12 protein-coding genes are annotated in these 16,812 nt (G+C 68.9%); 8 read left to right on the forward strand and 4 right to left on the reverse strand.

Annotated elements, in window-relative coordinates; translation table 11 throughout:
- Window positions 1-173: 173 nt before the first annotated feature.
- From proS to GQS65_RS11915, 7 genes are all read left to right on the forward strand, one after another.
- Window positions 174-1,640: a proline--tRNA ligase gene (gene proS / locus GQS65_RS11885; protein ID WP_158204866.1), complete on the forward strand. Its 1,467-nt coding sequence runs from the start codon at window positions 174-176 to the stop codon at window positions 1,638-1,640.
- A gap of 178 nt (window positions 1,641-1,818) precedes the next feature.
- The gene (gene gltB, locus GQS65_RS11890) at window positions 1,819-6,321 is read left to right on the forward strand and encodes a glutamate synthase large subunit (RefSeq protein ID WP_158204867.1); all 4,503 of its coding nucleotides are present in this window, start codon (window positions 1,819-1,821) and stop codon (window positions 6,319-6,321) included.
- 94 nt (window positions 6,322-6,415) lie between these two features.
- Entirely contained in the window at window positions 6,416-7,165 is a 750-nt protein-coding gene (locus tag GQS65_RS11895) for an MBL fold metallo-hydrolase (protein WP_158204868.1), read from the forward strand.
- Between the two features lie 77 nt (window positions 7,166-7,242).
- Window positions 7,243-7,971 carry a hypothetical protein gene (locus GQS65_RS11900; RefSeq protein WP_158204869.1) on the forward strand — a complete coding sequence of 243 codons (729 nt, stop codon included), beginning with the start codon at window positions 7,243-7,245 and terminating at the stop codon, window positions 7,969-7,971.
- Between the two features lie 262 nt (window positions 7,972-8,233).
- A complete protein-coding gene (locus GQS65_RS11905) occupies window positions 8,234-9,220 on the forward strand; it encodes an NAD-dependent epimerase/dehydratase family protein (protein WP_158204870.1) in 987 nt (328 codons plus the stop codon).
- Between the two features lie 82 nt (window positions 9,221-9,302).
- The gene (locus GQS65_RS11910; RefSeq protein WP_158204871.1) at window positions 9,303-10,280 is read left to right on the forward strand and encodes an NAD-dependent epimerase/dehydratase family protein; all 978 of its coding nucleotides are present in this window, start codon (window positions 9,303-9,305) and stop codon (window positions 10,278-10,280) included.
- Window positions 10,281-10,334: 54 nt separating this feature from the next.
- Window positions 10,335-11,381 carry an NAD(P)-dependent glycerol-1-phosphate dehydrogenase gene (locus GQS65_RS11915; protein ID WP_158204872.1) on the forward strand — a complete coding sequence of 349 codons (1,047 nt, stop codon included), beginning with the start codon at window positions 10,335-10,337 and terminating at the stop codon, window positions 11,379-11,381.
- A gap of 6 nt (window positions 11,382-11,387) precedes the next feature.
- On the opposite strand, the gene GQS65_RS11920 is transcribed toward GQS65_RS11915, so the two are convergent.
- The 3 genes from GQS65_RS11920 to GQS65_RS11930 form a co-directional block, all read right to left on the reverse strand.
- Window positions 11,388-11,948 (reverse strand): GNAT family N-acetyltransferase, encoded by a 561-nt coding sequence (locus GQS65_RS11920; protein WP_158204873.1) that lies wholly within the window; start codon window positions 11,946-11,948, stop codon window positions 11,388-11,390.
- A gap of 289 nt (window positions 11,949-12,237) precedes the next feature.
- On the reverse strand, window positions 12,238-12,717 hold the full coding sequence (locus GQS65_RS11925; RefSeq protein ID WP_158204874.1) for a hypothetical protein: 480 nt from the start codon (window positions 12,715-12,717) through the stop codon (window positions 12,238-12,240).
- Between the two features lie 226 nt (window positions 12,718-12,943).
- Entirely contained in the window at window positions 12,944-14,782 is a 1,839-nt protein-coding gene (locus GQS65_RS11930; protein ID WP_158204875.1) for a S9 family peptidase, read from the reverse strand.
- A gap of 78 nt (window positions 14,783-14,860) precedes the next feature.
- Between GQS65_RS11930 and GQS65_RS11935 the strand changes: the two genes are divergently transcribed.
- Window positions 14,861-15,997 carry a glycosyltransferase family 4 protein gene (locus GQS65_RS11935; protein ID WP_158204876.1) on the forward strand — a complete coding sequence of 379 codons (1,137 nt, stop codon included), beginning with the start codon at window positions 14,861-14,863 and terminating at the stop codon, window positions 15,995-15,997.
- Between the two features lie 40 nt (window positions 15,998-16,037).
- Here GQS65_RS11935 and GQS65_RS11940 read toward each other — a convergent pair whose 3' ends face one another.
- Window positions 16,038-16,703, reverse strand: a complete 666-nt coding sequence (locus GQS65_RS11940; RefSeq protein ID WP_158204877.1) for a helix-turn-helix domain-containing protein — start codon at window positions 16,701-16,703, stop codon at window positions 16,038-16,040.
- Window positions 16,704-16,812 lie beyond the last annotated feature (109 nt).

The following is a 16,812-nucleotide window of genomic DNA, read 5'->3' on the forward strand; positions in this document are numbered from 1 at the left end:
GTACTCCCACCGAGTATGACCGACCGACACGCTCGGGTCGGCACGACGACCACCTCGCCGCCCTGTTCGGTCGCCCAGCCGCTCCCGCCGGGTGGCTCCTGAGCCACCGTTCCCCACCTTCTCACCCGACCGAAACGCACCGCGTTTAAGCGACCCGCAACAGACCACCACGTATGAGCGACGAGACACAGGAACTCGGAATCACCGAGTCGAAGCAGCACAGCCCCGGCGAGTGGTACGCCGAAGTCGTCCGGAAGGCAGGCCTCGCCGACTACGCCCCGATGGGTGGGTTCATCGTGACTCGCCCCCGTGGGTACGCCCTCTGGGAGGGTCTCCAGGACCACCTCGACGGCTGGTTCAAGGAGACCGGCGTCCAGAACGCCTACTTCCCCGTCCTCATCCCCGAGAGCTACCTCGAACAGGAGAAGGACATCGTCGAGGGGTTCGACCCCGAAGTCGCGTGGGTCACCCACGGCGGCCACGAGGAACTGGAGGAACGCCTCGCCGTGCGACCCACCAGCGAGTCCATCATCACGCCGTTCATGAGCCAGTGGATCCGCAGCCACCGCGACCTGCCCATGCGCCTGAACCAGTGGTGCTCCGTGATTCGCTGGGAGGCCACGGACACGAAGCCGTTCTTCCGCACCAAGGAGTTCCTCTGGCAGGAGGGCCACACCGCCCACCGCGACGAGGAGGGGGCGTGGACTGAGACGATGACCCGTCTCGACCAGTACGAACGCCTCTACGAGGAGGTGCTGGCCATCTCCGTCCTGCGCGGGCGCAAGCCCGACCACGACAAGTTCCCCGGCGCGAACACGACGACCACCGTCGAGGCGCTGATGCCCGACGGCAAGTCGGTCCAGGGTGGGACCTCCCACTACCTCGGCACCGGCTTCGCCGAGGCCTACGACGTCACCTTCGCCGACGAGGACGAGGACGAACAGACCGCCCACACGACCTCGTGGGGCCTGTCGTGGCGTGCACTGGGGGCGCTCATCATGAGTCACTCCGACGACCAGGGTCTCGTCTTGCCCCCCGCTATCGCTCCCAAGCAGGTCGTCGTCGTCCCCATCTGGCAGGAGGAGACCCGCGAGGAGGTCCTGGAGTACTGTGAGGGCCTCCGGTCGGACCTCGAAGCCGCCGGCGTCAGCGTCAACCTCGACGACCGCGACGAGCGCAACCCCGGCTTCAAGTTCAACGAGTGGGAACTGAAGGGCGTCCCCCTCCGCATCGAGGTCGGTCCCAACGAGGTGGCCGACGAGGAGGTCACGCTCGTCCACCGCCCCGACGGCGAGAACGAAGTCGCCGACCGGGCAGACCTCGAAGTCGCCGTCGAAAGCGCGCTCGACACCGTCCACGCCAAACTGCTCGCCGCGAGCGAGGACCGCCTCGAAGCCGGTATCCGCGAGGCCCACGGCCGCGCCGACATCCTCGGCACCATCGGTCAGCACGGCGGCTACGTCAAGACCGGCTGGTGTGGCGACGAGGACTGTGAAGCCGAGATCAAAGACCAGATCGCCGCCGAAATCGTCGCCATCCCCATGGAGGACGACGAGGACCACGAGACCCCCGTCCACGACACCTGTGGCGTCTGTGGCGAGGGCAGCGAGACGACGGCGTACTTCGCCAAGTCCTACTGAATCGCCCGCGGGGACGACGCTCACGTCCGCGTAGGTCGACCTGCGTGGGTCCGACCGCCGATGCGCACGCCCGTGATAGTTTATCACCATTCCTCATCTTAAGAACCTATTATCTCTTGCCCACGACCCGATACCTTCAGGGGGAGCCTTTTGCCCGGCGAGTGCCGGAGGTTGGCACATGACTGGGAACACGCCGGACGTCGCTAGCGGCGGCGGTCTCGCGCCGCCGGACGACGACCGGTCGAACTGTGGCGTCGGGGTCGTGATGGACCTCGACGGGGGCCGGGACCACGACGTCGTCGCCGACGCGCTCGAACTCCTCTACAACCTCGAACACCGGGGTGCGACCGCCGACGAGACGGGCGACGGGGCTGGCATCATGCTCCAGACGCCCCGTGACTTCTTCGCGGACGTCTTCGAGCACCTGCCGGAGCGCTCGGCCGTCGGCACGCTCTTCTTGCCGCAGTCGGTCGAGCACCGGGAGCGAGCGAAGACGCTGTTCGAGGAGGCGGTCGGTGCGAACGACCTCCGGACCGTCGAGTGGCGTGAGGTGCCCACCGACAACGAGGGCATCGGCCAGACCGCACTCGACGCCGAACCGTCGGTGTGGCAGGTCGCCGTCGCGCCGCGGGGCGGGACGCCCGCCGCCGAGGACGACACCGCCTTCGACCGCCGACTCTACGTCGCTCGCAACGCCTTCGAGGGAGCCATCCGGGACGCCGACATGGACGAGGAGCGCAACTACGTCTGCTCGCTCGACCGCCACGTCGTCGTCTACAAGGGGATGCTCACCGCACAGGGCCTCCGGAAGTACTACCCCGACCTGCGCGACGAGCAGGTCGTCTCGAACTTCGCCATGGTCCACGCCCGGTTCTCGACGAACACGCTCGGGAAGTGGCACCTCGCGCACCCACACCGCCGCATCATCCACAACGGCGAGTTCAACACCCTTCAGGGGAACGTCAACTGGATGCGAGCGCGGGAGGCGAACCTCTCTCATCCCGACTTCTCGGCCGACGACGTCGACTCCCTGCGACCCGTCGTCGACCCGACGGCCTCGGACACGGCCTGTATCGACGCCTCGCTCGAACTGCTCATGCAGGGCGGTCGTACCCTGCCCCACGCCCTGCGGATGCTCGTCCCCGAGGCGTGGCGCGACGACGCGACGAACGTCGACGGCGCGCGACGGGAGTTCTACGACTACCACGCCTCGCTGGTCGAACCGTGGGACGGCCCCGCGTTCGTCGCGGCCACCGACGGCGAGCGAGTCGGCGCGGTCCTCGACCGGAACGGTCTGCGGCCGTGTCGCTACGACGTCCTGGAGGACGACCGACTCGTCCTCGCCAGCGAGGTGGGGGCGCTCCAGTACGACGACAGCGAGGTGAAAGAACGCGGCCGTCTCTCGCCGGGCCAGTTGTTCCTCGCCGACCCCGAAGAGGGGCGCGTCGTGCCCGACGAGGAGGCGTTCGAGTCGCTCGTCGACGATAGGTACGGCCAGTGGGTTCGTGACGGACAGGTCCACCTCGACGACCCCGAGACGGTGACGAGTCTGGACGTCGTCGAGAACCTCCGGGGCCACCAGACGCTCCACGGCTACAGCCAGGACGAACTCGACGAACTCGTCGAACCGATGGCCCGCGACGGGAAGGACCCCGTCGGGTCGATGGGCGACGACACGCCGCTCGTCGGCCTCGAAACCGAGGACCGACCGCTGGCCAGTCACTTCCGACAGGGGTTCGCGCAGGTCACCAACCCGCCGCTGGACTACCTGCGCGAGGACCTCGTCACCTCGCTGGAGTGCCGACTGGGCCACCAGCGCAACCTGCTCGCCGAGACGCCCGAGCACGCCCAGCAACTCGTGCTGGACTCGCCCGTGGTGTCGGAGAGCGAACTGGCGGACCTGAAAGCGCTCGACGGCGACGTGGACGCCGTCACGCTCGACACGACGTTCGACCCGGAGACGAGCCTCCACGACGCCATCGAGGACCTGCGTGAGCGTGCACAGCGCGCCACGACGGAGGCCGACGTCGTCGTCCTCTCGGACCGGAGAGTGGGTGCCGACCGCCTCGCCGTCCCGAGTCTGCTGGCGACGAGTGCGGTCCACCACCACCTCGTCCGGACGGGCGACCGGGAACTGGTCGGTCTCGTCGTCGAGTCGGGCGACGTCCGGACAGTCCACCAGTTCGCCACGCTCGTCGGCTACGGCGCGGGCGCGGTCTGTCCGTACCTCGCCGTCCAGAGCGTCGAGGACGTCGTCGCCGGCCCGGACGGGGCCGACGAGGAGGAGGCCGTCGCCGCGTACTTCCACGCGCTCGAACGGGGCCTACTGAAGACGATGGCCCGCCTCGGCATCTCGACGGTCGAGAGCTACCGCGGGGCCCAGGCGTTCGAGGCCGTCGGCCTCGACGCCGGCTTCGTCGCCGAGTACTTCGAGGGCACGCCCGCCCGGACCGGCGGGTTCGACCTCGCGGCGGTCGAGGAACAGGTACGGACACGCCACAGCGTCGCCACGGACGACGCCGAACTCGAACGCCTCGGGGAGTTCGCCCACCGCAAGACCGGGATGCGCCACGACTGGAACCCGGAGACCGTCGGGACGCTCCAGCAGGCGGTCCGTAACGACGACGAGGAGCAGTACCGCGAGTTCTCGGCCATCGCGGACGCGGACGCCGAACGCGGGACGCTCCGTGGTCGCCTGACGTTCGACGGTGAGCGGGAGTCGATTCCCGTCGAAGAGGTCGAACCAGTGGGAGACATCGCCGAACGGTTCTCGACGGCCGCGATGAGCCTCGGCAGTCTCTCTCCGGAGATGCACGAGACCAACGCCATCGCCATGAACTGGCTGGGCGCGAAGTCCAACACCGGCGAGGGGGGCGAGCCACCGGAACGGTTCGACACGCCACGCAACTGCAACGTCAAGCAGGTGGCGTCGGGCCGGTTCGGCGTCACCGCGGCGTACCTCGCGAACGCCGAGGAGATACAGATCAAGATGGCACAGGGGTCGAAACCCGGCGAAGGCGGGCACCTGCCGGGCAAGAAGGTCAACGAGTACATCGCCCACGTCCGCTGTTCGACGCCGGGCGTCGGCCTCATCTCGCCGCCGCCGCTCCACGACATCTACTCCATCGAGGACCTGAAACAGCTCATCTTCGACCTGAAGGCCATCAACCCGGAGGCGGACGTCAACGTCAAACTCGTGGCTGGCTCCGGTATCGGCACCATCGCGGCCGGCGTCGCCAAGGCCGGTGCGGACGCCATCCACGTCTCCGGACACTCCGGCGGGACCGGTGCGTCCCCGAAGACGAGCATCAAACACGCCGGGTTGCCGTGGGAACTCGGCCTCGCGGAGGCGAACCAGATGCTCCGCCACACCGGTCTGCGTGACCGGGTTCGCCTGACGACCGACGGGGGCCTCAAGACCGGTCGAGACGTGACCGTCGCGGCCGCACTCGGCGCGGAGGAGTACGTCTTCGGTACCTCCTCGCTCGTCACCGCAGGCTGCGTGATGGCCCGGAAGTGCCACGCCAACACCTGTCCGGTCGGCGTCGCCACCCAGCGCGAGGAGCTGCGCGAGCGGTTCCCCGGCCGCCCCGAGCACGTCGTCAACTATATGCTGTTCATCGCACGGGAGGTCCGCGAGCAGTTGGCCGAGCTGGGGCTTCGGAGCGTCGACGACCTCGTCGGCCGCGTCGACCTGCTCGAACAGCGTGAGGACCAGGACGTCGAGAACCGCGCCGCACTGGACTGCGGTGCGCTGCTCGCCGAGTCCGACGGGCCGCGTCGCAAGACCCGCGAGCAGTTCGAGGACGAGCGGTTCGGCGACCGCCTGCTCTCTCGGGTCGGCCCCGCGCTGGAGCGGGGAGAACCGATTCAGGTCTCGACGGACGTGCGGAACACCGACCGTGCCGTCGGCGCGACGCTCTCGTACCACGTCGCCAGGCGCTACGGGACCGAGGGCCTCCCCGAGGGGACCATCGACCTCGACCTCTCGGGCGTCGCCGGACAGAGCTTCGGTGCGTTCCTCGCCAGTGGCGTCTCGCTGCATCTCACGGGGACCGCCAACGACTACGTCGGAAAGGGGCTCTCCGGTGGCCGGGTCGTCGTCGAGACGCCCGGTGACGCGGGCTACGACCCCACCGAGAGCGTCGCCATCGGCAACGTCGCGCTCTACGGCGCGACCGACGGCGCGTGCTACGTCAACGGCGTCGCCGGCGAGCGCTTCGCCGTCCGGAACTCCGGCGCGACGGCGGTCGTAGAGGGCGTCGGCGACCACGGCTGTGAGTACATGACCGGGGGGTGCGTCGCCGTCCTCGGCGAGACGGGCCGGAACTTCGCCGCCGGGATGTCCGGCGGGTTGGCGTACGTCTACGACCCCGACGGGACGTTCGATGAGGACGTCAACCACGGGATGGTCTCGACGAGTCGGTCGCTCGACGAGCGAGACGAACGCCTCCTGCGCCGTCTGGTCGAGAACCACCACACGTACACCAACTCCGAACGCGCCGCCCAGTTGCTCGACGACTGGCAGGCGGCGCTGGCGGAGTTCGTGACGGTCGTTCCCGACCCTTACGCGGAGGTCGTCGCCGAGAACGAGGAGTACGACGTGCGCCGCGACCTGCCCACGACGGCCGCCGCGAGCGGCGAAGAGGACCAGTCGCCGCTCTACGGCGCGTCCGACTGAGGCCGGCGGTCGGACCGAGCGCGGCCGAGTCGCGTGCGACGGTCCGGACTGCCGGCGTCACAACCGGTTTGCTCCCGGCGTGTGACTCACCGGCATGGTCTCGATCACGCTCGTCCGCCACGCCACGCTCCTCGTCGAACTCGGGGATACACGCCTGCTCGTCGACCCGATGCTGAGCGACGCCGGGGTGAACCCACCCATCGACGGGTCGCCCAACGACCGCCGGAACCCGCTCTGTGACCTGCCCGGAGGGACGGAGTGGGACGCCGACGCACTGATCGTCACCCACCTGCACCACGACCACCTCGACGACCCGGCCCGCGACCGGTTCGGCGACGCGGGACTGCCGGTGTTCTGCCAACCAGAAGACGAGGCATCGCTGTCGGGGACGTTCGACGACGTTCGGATCGTGGACGACGACGGGACGACGGAGTTCGAGGGGCTGACGCTCACTCGAACGCCCGCCCGCCACGGTCACGGCGAGTGGGCCGAGCGGATGGCCCCCGTCTGTGGGTTCGTCCTCGAAGCGAGCGACGAACGACTCTACCTCGCGGGCGACACCGTCTGGTACGACGAAGTCGCGGCGACGCTCGACGCGCACGACCCGACTGCCGTGGTCTGCAACGCGGGAGCGGCGCAGTTCGAGGGGAGTCGCCCCATCACGATGGCCGCCGAGGACGTGGCCGAACTCTGTGACCACACCGACGCACCCGTCGTCGCGGTCCACATGGAGGCCATCAACCACTGTCTGCTCACTCGTGACGGTCTCACACAGGCGCTCGCCGAGACCGACACCGCCGGGCAGGTGACGATACCCGACGACGGCGAGACGGTCGACCTGTAGCGAGCGGGGGCCGACGGGACGGGAGGTGTCGCTTCGCAAGCACGGCTCGTATTCGTGGGGGCCGACATCTTCCGACGATGGAGCTACGAGACTCGTTCGAGGCAGTGGCGTCGCGGGCGAGCGAGGGGGCCGACGCGGCGACGACGTCGGTCTCGGAGGGCATCGACGTCGCACGGGAGGCGGCGTCGACCGGCGCGACGGCGGCGCGGGACGCCGCCACCTCGAACGCGACGACCGCACGGGAAGCGGCGGCCGCCGCGCGGCGTCGTGTGGCCCCGGACGGGCCGGCTGCGTTCGACAGGGTGTCCCCGACCCCGGACCGACTGGTGGCGCTCGTCCGGTCGGCGTCGGGGCACACCGAACGACTGCCGACGGAGGCGGTCGAACCCGTCGTCCGCGAGTACGGCCTGCGAACGCTCGCGCTCGTCGAGACCGTCGACCTCGGGACGACCTACCGCTACGGGAAGGCCGGCTTCGAGTACGGGGGCAGTTACGGCCGGTACGTCCCGTTCGGGAACGCGCTCCCGTACGTCGGTCTGCTCGCCGGCCTCGGCGCGGGCGTCCTCGACGGTGCGGACGTCGTCAAGGTGGAGACGCTGCTCGACCTGACGGACCGCGTCCCGGTGGCGCTCGCGGAGCACTTCGACCTCGACGTCCCGACCGACCTCGGGGCGACCGACGGCGAGGCCGCCGAACTCGCCGGTGGACCGGTCGGTGTGACGACGGACTCGCTGTCGAGCGCGACCGAGGAGGCGACCGCGGAAGACTACGCCGCGATGGAGTACGACGAGTTCGCCGGACGGTAGCCGGCGCTCGCCGGCCGGTCGTCCCGCAGAACTCGCTCGACGTCAGCGAGGGTCGGACGCAGCGACCCGCGTGTCGCCGACGTAGTTCGACCTGACGAGGCGACGGTGGGTCGGTGCGTCCACCGATCGGTAGGTGTTCCGGACCCAAAGACCCCATCCACCGTTGAGACCGTTGTTCACTGTTGTTTCGGCCGTTTCGGACCGTCGTGATTCGGCGACCGGGACTCCCACACTTTTCTCCTCCTGCCACGACGCTCCGTCCATGCCTTCGGCACTCACCGTCGGCGGGACCCGGTTCATCGGCCGTCACACCGTCGCCCAACTGCTCGCTCACGACTACGACGTCACCACGGTCACGCGGGGTCAGAGCGACGACCCGTTCGCCGACGAGGAGCGTGTCTCGAACGTACAGGGGGACCGCGACGACCGCACGACGCTGGAGCGAGCGCGAGACGAGGCGGACCCGGACGTCGTCGTCGACTGCTGTGCGTACCACCCCGGACAGGTCCGGGAAGCGACCGACGTCTTCGCCGACGCCGGAGCGTACGTCTACGTCTCCAGCGGGAGCGCCTACGCCCGCGAGGACGTCCCGATGCGCGAGGGCGAGACACCGCTGCACGACTGCACCGACGAACAGGCCACCGACGACTCGATGGAGAGCTACGGCCCGCGAAAGGCGGAGGGCGACCGGGCCGTCTTCGAGGCCGCCGCCGACGGCGTGAACGCGATGTCGGTCCGACCGATGCTCGTCTACGGCCCCCACGACTACACCGAGCGCTACGCCTACTGGGTCGACCGGGTCGCGGCGTACGACCGCGTACTGGTGCCGGGCGACGGCGGGAGCCTCCTGCATCGCGTCTACGTCGGGGACGTCGCCCGCGCCCTCCGTATCGTCGCCGAGGAGGGCGAGGCCGGCGAGGCGTACAACGTCGCCGACCGGGACGCGACGACGCTCGAACGCTCGCTGACGTTGGCGGCGGACGCACTCGACACCGACGTCGAGGTGGTCCACGCCAGCGAACACGACCTGGCGCGAGCGGACCTCACACCGGAGGAGTTCGTGCTGTACACCCCCTCGCCCGCGCTCGTGTCGACCGAGAAGCTCCACGCCCTCGGGTGGGACTCGACGCCGCTCGACGTCGCCGTCAGCGAGACGGCGCTGTCCCACCGCGAACGAGGCCTGACCGGCGGGGAGTACGACCCCGGCCGCGAGCGGGAGGTCGAGGTCATCGACGCGCTGACCGAGTGAGGCCGGGGGCAGAACAGGGTCGACACCGAGAGTCGCTCACCGCTATCGCTACACGTTTTGTGCGGGCGACACACCGCCAGATATGGACAGCGTACTCGTCATCGGCGGGACCCGGTTCATCGGCCGTCACACCGTCGCGGAGTTCCTCGACCACGGCTACGACGTGACCACCTTCAACCGGGGGAACCACGAGAACCCGTTCGCCGACGACGACCGGGTGAGCCACGTCGAGGGCGACCGGACGACGGACTCGGCGCTCGAACGGGCGAAACTGGAGACGGACCCGGACGTCGTCGTCGACTGCGTGGCCTACCAGCCGAAGGACGTCCGCGCGGCGACCCAGATATTCGACGACTGCGACGCCTACGTCTACATCTCCTCGGGGGCGGCCTACGGCGTCGAGGAGGCCCCCAAACGCGAGGACGACACCGACCTGTTCGACTGCACCACCGAGCAGGCCACCGACGACTCGATGGAGACGTACGGCCCGCGGAAGGCGGAGGGCGACCGGGCCGTCTTCGCCGCCGCCGACCGGGGCGTCCGCGCCATGTCGATTCGTCCACCCATCGTCTTCGGTCCCCACGACTACACCCGGCGGTTCGACTACTGGATCGACCGCGTGAAGACCGAAGACCGCCTGCTCGTCCCCTACTCCGAACTGCGTCACCTCGTCTACGTGAAGGACGTCGCCAGCGCGATGCGCGTCATCGCCGAGGAGGGCGAGGCCGGCGAGGCGTACAACGTCGGGACGCACACGCTCCCCCTGCTCACCGAGTGGGTCGAGGCCATCGCCGACGAGGTGGGCCGGGACGTCGAACTGGTCCGTGTCGGTGACCGTGAACTGGACGCCGTCGGCCTCTCGGCCGACGAGTTCGCGCTCTTCCGCGACTACCCACACGTCCTCTCGACGGAGAGACTCGAAGCGCTGGGCTGGGAGGCCACCCCCATCGCCGAGTCCGTCGCCGAGACGGTCGCCGCCCACCCCGAGGGCGAGGGCCGCGAGAACGGCCCCGACCGTGAGGTCGAAGCGCGGATGCTCGGCGTGCTGGAGACGTTCTGAACACCGGGAGCGAGAAGACGAACCGTTATACTGCCCGATGGACCAGTGAGAGACATGTTCAACAAGCGCGGGTGGATTCGGCTCCCACGGAACGTCGTGGTGGGCCACGGCGTCCTCTCGCAGACGGCCGCCGCCGTCGAGGAGCTCCACCTCGCCGGCACGCCGCTGGTCGTGACGAGTCCGACGCCGCGAAAACTCGCCGCCGAGTCCGTCGCCGAACAGTTCGGTGGCTGTTCGATGGTCACCGTCGAGGAGGCGAGTTTCGCCGAGGTCCAGCGCGTCATCGAGGAGGCCGAGAACTGCGAGGCAGGCTTCCTCGTCGGCGTCGGCGGCGGGAAGGTCATCGACATCGCCAAGATGGCGAGCGACGAGTTGGGTATCGGGTTCGTGAGCGTCCCCACCGCCGCCAGCCACGACGGTATCGTCTCCGGTCGCGGGTCGGTCCCGGAGGGGAACAACCGCCACTCGGTGGCCGCCGAACCGCCGCTGGTCGTCGTCGCCGACACGGGCATCATCGCCGACGCACCGTGGCGACTCACCACCGCCGGCTGTGCGGACATCATCTCGAACTACACCGCCGTCAAGGACTGGGAACTCGCCCACCGCCTGAAGAACGTCGAGTACTCCGAGTACGCGTCCGCCCTGTCGCGGATGACCGCCGAGATGCTCGTCGACAACGCCGACTCCATCCGCCCCGGCCTCGAAGAGTCCGCCTGGCTGGTCGTCAAGGCGCTCGTCTCCTCGGGTGTCGCCATGTCCATCGCCGGCTCCTCCCGCCCCGCCAGCGGTGCCGAACACCTCATCAGTCACCAGCTCGACCGCATCGCCCCCGGCACCGCGCTCCACGGCCACCAGGTCGGCGTCGCCAGCATCGTCACCGAGTACCTCCACTCCGGGAGTATGGGGCGCTGGGAGAACGTCCAGGAGGCGCTGGGCGCGCTCGGCGCACCGACGACCGCAGAGGAACTGGGCCACTCCCCGGAGGACTTCGTCGAGGCGATGACGACGGCCCACGAGATTCGTGACCGCTACACCATCCTCGGCGACGGCGTCAGCGAGGACGCCGCCATCGAAGCGGCCACCGTGACCGGCGTCATCTGAGAACGGTCAGTCCTCGTCGCTCTCCCACTCCTCGCGGAGCAGGCAGTACTGGACCATGTCGCGGTACTCACCACCGACGAACATGTCCCGTCGAGTACGGCCCTCCTCGGAGAAGCCGAGTGACTCCAGCAGGCCACGCGAGGCGTCGTTGAACGCGAACGCGCCCGCACCGATGGCGGGGTGGGCGTAGGTTCGGAAGCAGTAGTCCACGGCCAGCGCGACGGCCTCCCTCCCGTAGCCCTCGCCGTGGACCTCCTGAACGATACCGTAGCCGAGTTCGGGGCGTCGCCACGAGGCGTCCTCGACGGTGACGAAGCCGATGGCTCGCGTCTCGCTCTCGGCGGGCGGCCCCGGCCCCGCGCCCTCCTCGTCGAGACAGACCGTGAACCGGTCGGCGTCGTCGTCACGCGGCCACTCCGACTCCATCTCGCCGCGACTCGTCACCGGACTCCCGAGCGGCACCTTCAGTTCCGGGTTCGTCCGCATCCGCTGGAGCACCCGCATATCCTCCTCCTCGGTCGTCCGGAGCGTCACCCGCTCCCCGCGTGCGACTCGTGCGCCTGGCATGGCAGAACCGAGCGTGGTCGGTGACAAGTGCGTTCGGGTGTGGCCGTGCGGTAGCGGTTCACCCATTCGACTGGACCGCGAGCGAGACGCGGAGCGTCGAACGAGCGGGGTGAGTGAGCCACCGAGCGGAGCGAGGTGGCGAGTGAACCTTTTGATCCCATTGCGAGATGCGGAGCGTCTCGCAGGCTCCCAGGTCCTTCGGACGCTGGGAGAGCTTTTATCCTCCGGGGTGAGTGAGCGCAGCGAACGAACCCCGGCCGTGGATAAACGGTGGTGGGTGAACGGTCGTTTAGTAGGCTTCCACGAACGGCCCGCTGGTGACGGGTCGCCACTGGCAGTCCTGGCAGTCGAGGTCACGGCGTCGGCCGCCGTCGAACAGCGCACCCAGTCGGTACACCGGGTCGCGTGCGTCGTCGGTCGCGTCGGTGAGACAGAGGATGGTGATACCGAGCAGACCCTGAATCTCACAGCCGACGTCGGTCGTCTCCTGGAGGACGCGATAGGCACCGTCCTCGATGGCTTCCACGTCGTCGACGTGCCCCCACGGGTCGCCCCACCCGTCACCGGTCGAGACGGCGAGGGACTCCCCGCGGCCGTTACGGATGCGGACGCCCGCGTCGACGACGCTCCGGTCGGTCAGCGCCCGGACCTGTTCGTAGGTCGTCGACGAGACGGGGACCGTCGTCTGCCGGACCGGGCAGGGTCCGTAGGTGCTTCGCAGCGACGCGAGTTCGGCGCGAACGCGCTCGTAACTCTCACCCCGATGCATACCGAAATCGTCGGAGACGTTCAGTATAAACCCCGCCGACCGTCCCCTGTAGCGGAGTGTCGTTACGTCGTGAATACCAGTACGACTGTTAGTCACGCCGACGTGACCTGGAACGGACGGGAGACCGTTCATCGGCCGCATTAGGCTGGGAATACGGACTGCAAGGCGAGACTATCGCCGCGTCGAACGTGGGGTGACGGCGATGGGCGCGGCGGCCGGTCGGCGTTCAGACGTGCTCGTCGAGGAACTCGACGACGGCGGTGTACGCCTCGATACGGTTTTCCAGTTTCGAGAGGCCGTGGCCCTCGTCCTCGAAGACGAGCGTCTCGACGGGGACGTGTTCGGCGGCCTGGTCCGCGACCTGTTCGGCCTCCCCGAGTGGGACGCGCGGGTCGTTCGCGCCGTGGATGACGAACAGCGGGGCCCGGATGGCGTCGATGTTGTTGATGGGCGAGATGGCTTCGAGGAACTCGCGGTCGTCGGCGAGACTGCCGTACTCCGCCTCGCGCAGTTCGCGTCGCCACTCGCCGGTGTTCTCCAGGAACGTGACGAAGTTGGCGATGCCGACGATGTCGACGCCCGCCGCCCACAGTTCGGGATACTCCGTCATCGAGGCGAGGACCATGAACCCGCCGTAGGAGCCACCGTAGGCGACGAGTCGGTCGGCGTCGACGGCCTCGTGGTCGGCGAGCCACGACGCCGCGGCGTCGATGTCCTTCACCGAGTCCATGCGCTTCTCCACGTCGTCGAGGTGGGAGTACGCCTTCCCGTAGCCCGTCGACCCACGGACGTTCGGTTCGAAGACGGCGTAGCCAGAGCGCAGGAAGAACTGTTTGAGCGGGTTGAACGACGGTCGGCGCTGGCTCTCTGGGCCACCGTGGATGTCCACGACGACCGGCACGCCGCCCTCGGGCACCTCCTGCGGGAGCGAGAAGTACGCCGGGATTTCACGGGAGTCGAACGACTCGAATCGGACGAGTTCGGGGTCGACGAACGTCGCCTCGGGGATTCCCGCCGTCGACGCGAGCGTCCAGCGGTCGGTGTCCCCCGTCTCGACGTCCGCGAGGTGGACGTTCGTGTTCTGCGTGCTCGCCGTCGTCGTGAACGCGAACCGCTCGGCGTCGGCGTCGAACGAGACGCCGCCCGCGACACCCGCCGGCAGGTCGATTTCGGTGGCGTTCTCGATCGCGAGACCGTCGGCCGAGAGGTCGCCCGCCCGGAGTTCGGTGTAGCCGTCGACGTTCCGCGAGTAGACGACGCGGCCCGTGTCGTGGTCGATGGCGACGCCGTCGACGCTCCAGTCGCCGTTCTCCTCGTCGTCGGGCAGGTCGATGCGTTCGGCCGTTCCGTCCAGACCGACCCGGTAGGCGTCGAGCGTATCGGAGTCGCGGTCCGTCGTCACGTAGAGGTACTCGCCCTCGGGGCCCCACGTCGCGCTCTGGTAGCGGACGAACCCGTCGTGGGGCGTCAGGTGGTCCAGTTCACCGGAGTCGAGGTCCAGTACGTAGACGTCCTGGTCGAGCAGCGAGGTGGCCTGCGTGACGACGAGTCGGGCGTCGTCCGGCGAGAACCCGCCCGGCGAGTACCAGCCGTCGGACTCGTAGACCAGTTGGGCGTCCTCGCCTGCGCGGCCCTGCACGTAGACGTCGAAGACGCCCTCGTCGCGGCGGTTGGAGGCGAACGCGAAGCGCTCGCCGTCGTGACTCCAGCCACCCCAGAGATGTTTGGCGTCGGGCATCTCGGTCAGGGGCGTAATCTCGCCTTCGGTGTCGCCGGCGAGGTCGAGGCGGTAGAACTGGGTGCGCTCGTTGCCGCCCTCGTCCATCCCGAAGACGAGTTCCTCGCGTTCGGGCGAGAACGTACAGAAGCCGACGGCCTCCTCGTAGAACGTGCGCTGTTCGGGCCAGCCTCGGGCCGCGTCGAGTGTCCAGACCTGTGCGGTTCCGGTCGTGTTGAGCAGGAAGGCGAGGCTGCCGTCCTCGGAGAGCGACGCGCCGTAGGCGCTCCGGATGTTGAGATAGCGCTCGATGTCGTGCACGAATCGTGGCACGGGGGAGCAACCCATAGCAGTTCTGGAAGGGGCCGCCGTCGAGGGGCGATCACCTAACGGGGGTTTCATGTCACCCGACGACTCAGCGACCGTATGCATATCGCCATCGTCGTGACGGAGACACGCGACTGGCGTTCGCTGGCCCCCGCACGCGAGACGGAGGTGACCCGTCGCCTCGCCGAGCGACAGACCGCGGCCGGCCACGACGTGACGGTGTTCTGCACGCAGTTCTGGGACGGCTACGAGTCGACGCTCCGGCGTGACGACGTCACGTACCGCTCGGTCACCGTCGCCCCCGCGACGGCGTCGTTCACGGCGCGACTCCCGGCGCTGGTCGCCGCCGCGCAACCCGACGTCGTCCACGCCGCACCGGAACCACCGAGCGCGGTGCTCGCGGCGAAACAGGGCGCACGACTCGCCGGTGTGCCGCTGGTCGTCGGCTGGGAGGGCCACGAGGACCCGAGCGGTCGACTGCTCGGACGCGCGGCCCGTGCGCCGGACGGCGTGGTCGTCCCGTCCGGCCTCGTCGGAACCAGAGCGCGGAAGGCGGGGACGCCGGAGCGTCGCGTGCGGACCATCCCCCATCCCGTCGACGTCGAGCAGGTTCGAGCGGCCGAACCGACCGGCGGCTACGACGTGGTGGCCGCGACGCCGCTCGACGAGCACGCGAACTTGGAAGGGCTCTTCCTCGCGCTCGCCGAACTCCGGCGGCGCGACTGGTCGGCGCTCGTCGTCGGGAGCGGCGGGGAGGAGGCCCAGCGGGTACCGTCGAGAGAGGAGGAACCGAGCGAGGGGGACGACGAGTCGGACGCCGAGCGCGACCCGACACCGCGGGCGGCCGTCGACGAGCAGCTCGCGGACCTGCGAATCGACGACCGGGTGACCGTCGTCGAGGACATGGACCGCGAGGAACGACTGGCTCACTACCGTGGGGCGCACGTCTTCGTCCAGACACGCGCTCGGGAGGCGTTCGCCCAGGAGTTGCTGTGGGCGCTCGCGTGTGGCTGTGTGGGTATCGTGGAGTATCAGGCCGACTCCAGCGCGCACGAACTGCTCGTCGACCACGAACGGGGGTTCCGGGTGACGACGCCCGAGGAGATTCGGGCGGCCATCAGGGACGCCGGGGAGATGGAGCGACGAGACGTCGACGAGTCGTTCGAGCGACACGACTGGTCGAGCGTCGTCGAATCGTACGTCGAGTTCTACCGGGAGGTCGCGGCCGACGCCTGAGACGGGTCGGTGGCCGCCGACTCGGGGTCGTCGGTACGACTCACTCCGGTGTCGGTTCCTCGGCGTCGAAACCGAGGGCGCGACTGTTCAGCGTCGCCTGTGCTCGGCGGAGACGCTCGGAGGCGGCCTGGTGGGAGATGCCCGCCTCGGCGGCGAGTTCCTCCAGACCGACTTCGCGGGGCACGTCGAAGTAGCCACGCCGAGTCGCCATCTCCAGCAGGTCGCGCTGTTTCTCGGTCAGGCCGAACTCCCGGTCGTCGTCGGTCGACCCCTCCTCCTCGTAGATGCGTGCGACCTCGTATCTGAGTTCGTTCGTCTCACAGAACGCCCGGAACGTGTCGAGCGAGTCGCGGTCGGGGAACGCGACCTGGAAGTGCCACCCCTCGGCGGTCGCCGTCAACCGCTTGATGACACTCGCCGTGTCCATCAGCGCCGGATAGACGCTCAGGTCGGCGTTCCGGTCGGCGATGGTCACCTGGTACAGTCGTCGGTCGTCGGTCGCCGCCTTCCGACTGAACGTGACGACGGACGGGTCGCCCGCCAACCCCTCCTCGAACGCGTCGAGGTCCTCGCCCTCGACCCAGGCGATGATACGGTGGTCGGTCCCGTCTCGATGCGACTGTTCCCAGACCAGACGCGCTCCGGGGGTGGCTCGAAGCGCCTCACGGAGAGTCGGATGGTAGAGTGTGAATTCGACGAGTATCATCGGCCCTGACTACTAAACTCATTCACCTCCCCCGGCTTTTAACTGATGGCCAATCGGCCGAGTGACGGAGTGACGGACGTGACGACCGGCCGCCGAACGACCGGCCGGA

It is taken from the genome of Halomarina oriensis (genome assembly GCF_009791395.1).
Lineage (GTDB): Archaea > Halobacteriota > Halobacteria > Halobacteriales > Haloarculaceae > Halomarina > Halomarina oriensis.

Coding starts and splice junctions, on each gene's coding strand:
- proS (WP_158204866.1), top strand. CDS start 174: ATGAGCGACGAGACACAGGAACTCGGAATCACCGAGTCGAAGCAGCAC.
- gltB (WP_158204867.1), top strand. CDS start 1,819: ATGACTGGGAACACGCCGGACGTCGCTAGCGGCGGCGGTCTCGCGCCG.
- GQS65_RS11895 (WP_158204868.1), top strand. CDS start 6,416: ATGGTCTCGATCACGCTCGTCCGCCACGCCACGCTCCTCGTCGAACTC.
- GQS65_RS11900 (WP_158204869.1), top strand. CDS start 7,243: ATGGAGCTACGAGACTCGTTCGAGGCAGTGGCGTCGCGGGCGAGCGAG.
- GQS65_RS11905 (WP_158204870.1), top strand. CDS start 8,234: ATGCCTTCGGCACTCACCGTCGGCGGGACCCGGTTCATCGGCCGTCAC.
- GQS65_RS11910 (WP_158204871.1), top strand. CDS start 9,303: ATGGACAGCGTACTCGTCATCGGCGGGACCCGGTTCATCGGCCGTCAC.
- GQS65_RS11915 (WP_158204872.1), top strand. CDS start 10,335: ATGTTCAACAAGCGCGGGTGGATTCGGCTCCCACGGAACGTCGTGGTG.
- GQS65_RS11920 (WP_158204873.1), bottom strand. CDS start 11,948: ATGCCAGGCGCACGAGTCGCACGCGGGGAGCGGGTGACGCTCCGGACG.
- GQS65_RS11925 (WP_158204874.1), bottom strand. CDS start 12,717: ATGCATCGGGGTGAGAGTTACGAGCGCGTTCGCGCCGAACTCGCGTCG.
- GQS65_RS11930 (WP_158204875.1), bottom strand. CDS start 14,782: ATGGGTTGCTCCCCCGTGCCACGATTCGTGCACGACATCGAGCGCTAT.
- GQS65_RS11935 (WP_158204876.1), top strand. CDS start 14,861: ATGCATATCGCCATCGTCGTGACGGAGACACGCGACTGGCGTTCGCTG.
- GQS65_RS11940 (WP_158204877.1), bottom strand. CDS start 16,703: ATGATACTCGTCGAATTCACACTCTACCATCCGACTCTCCGTGAGGCG.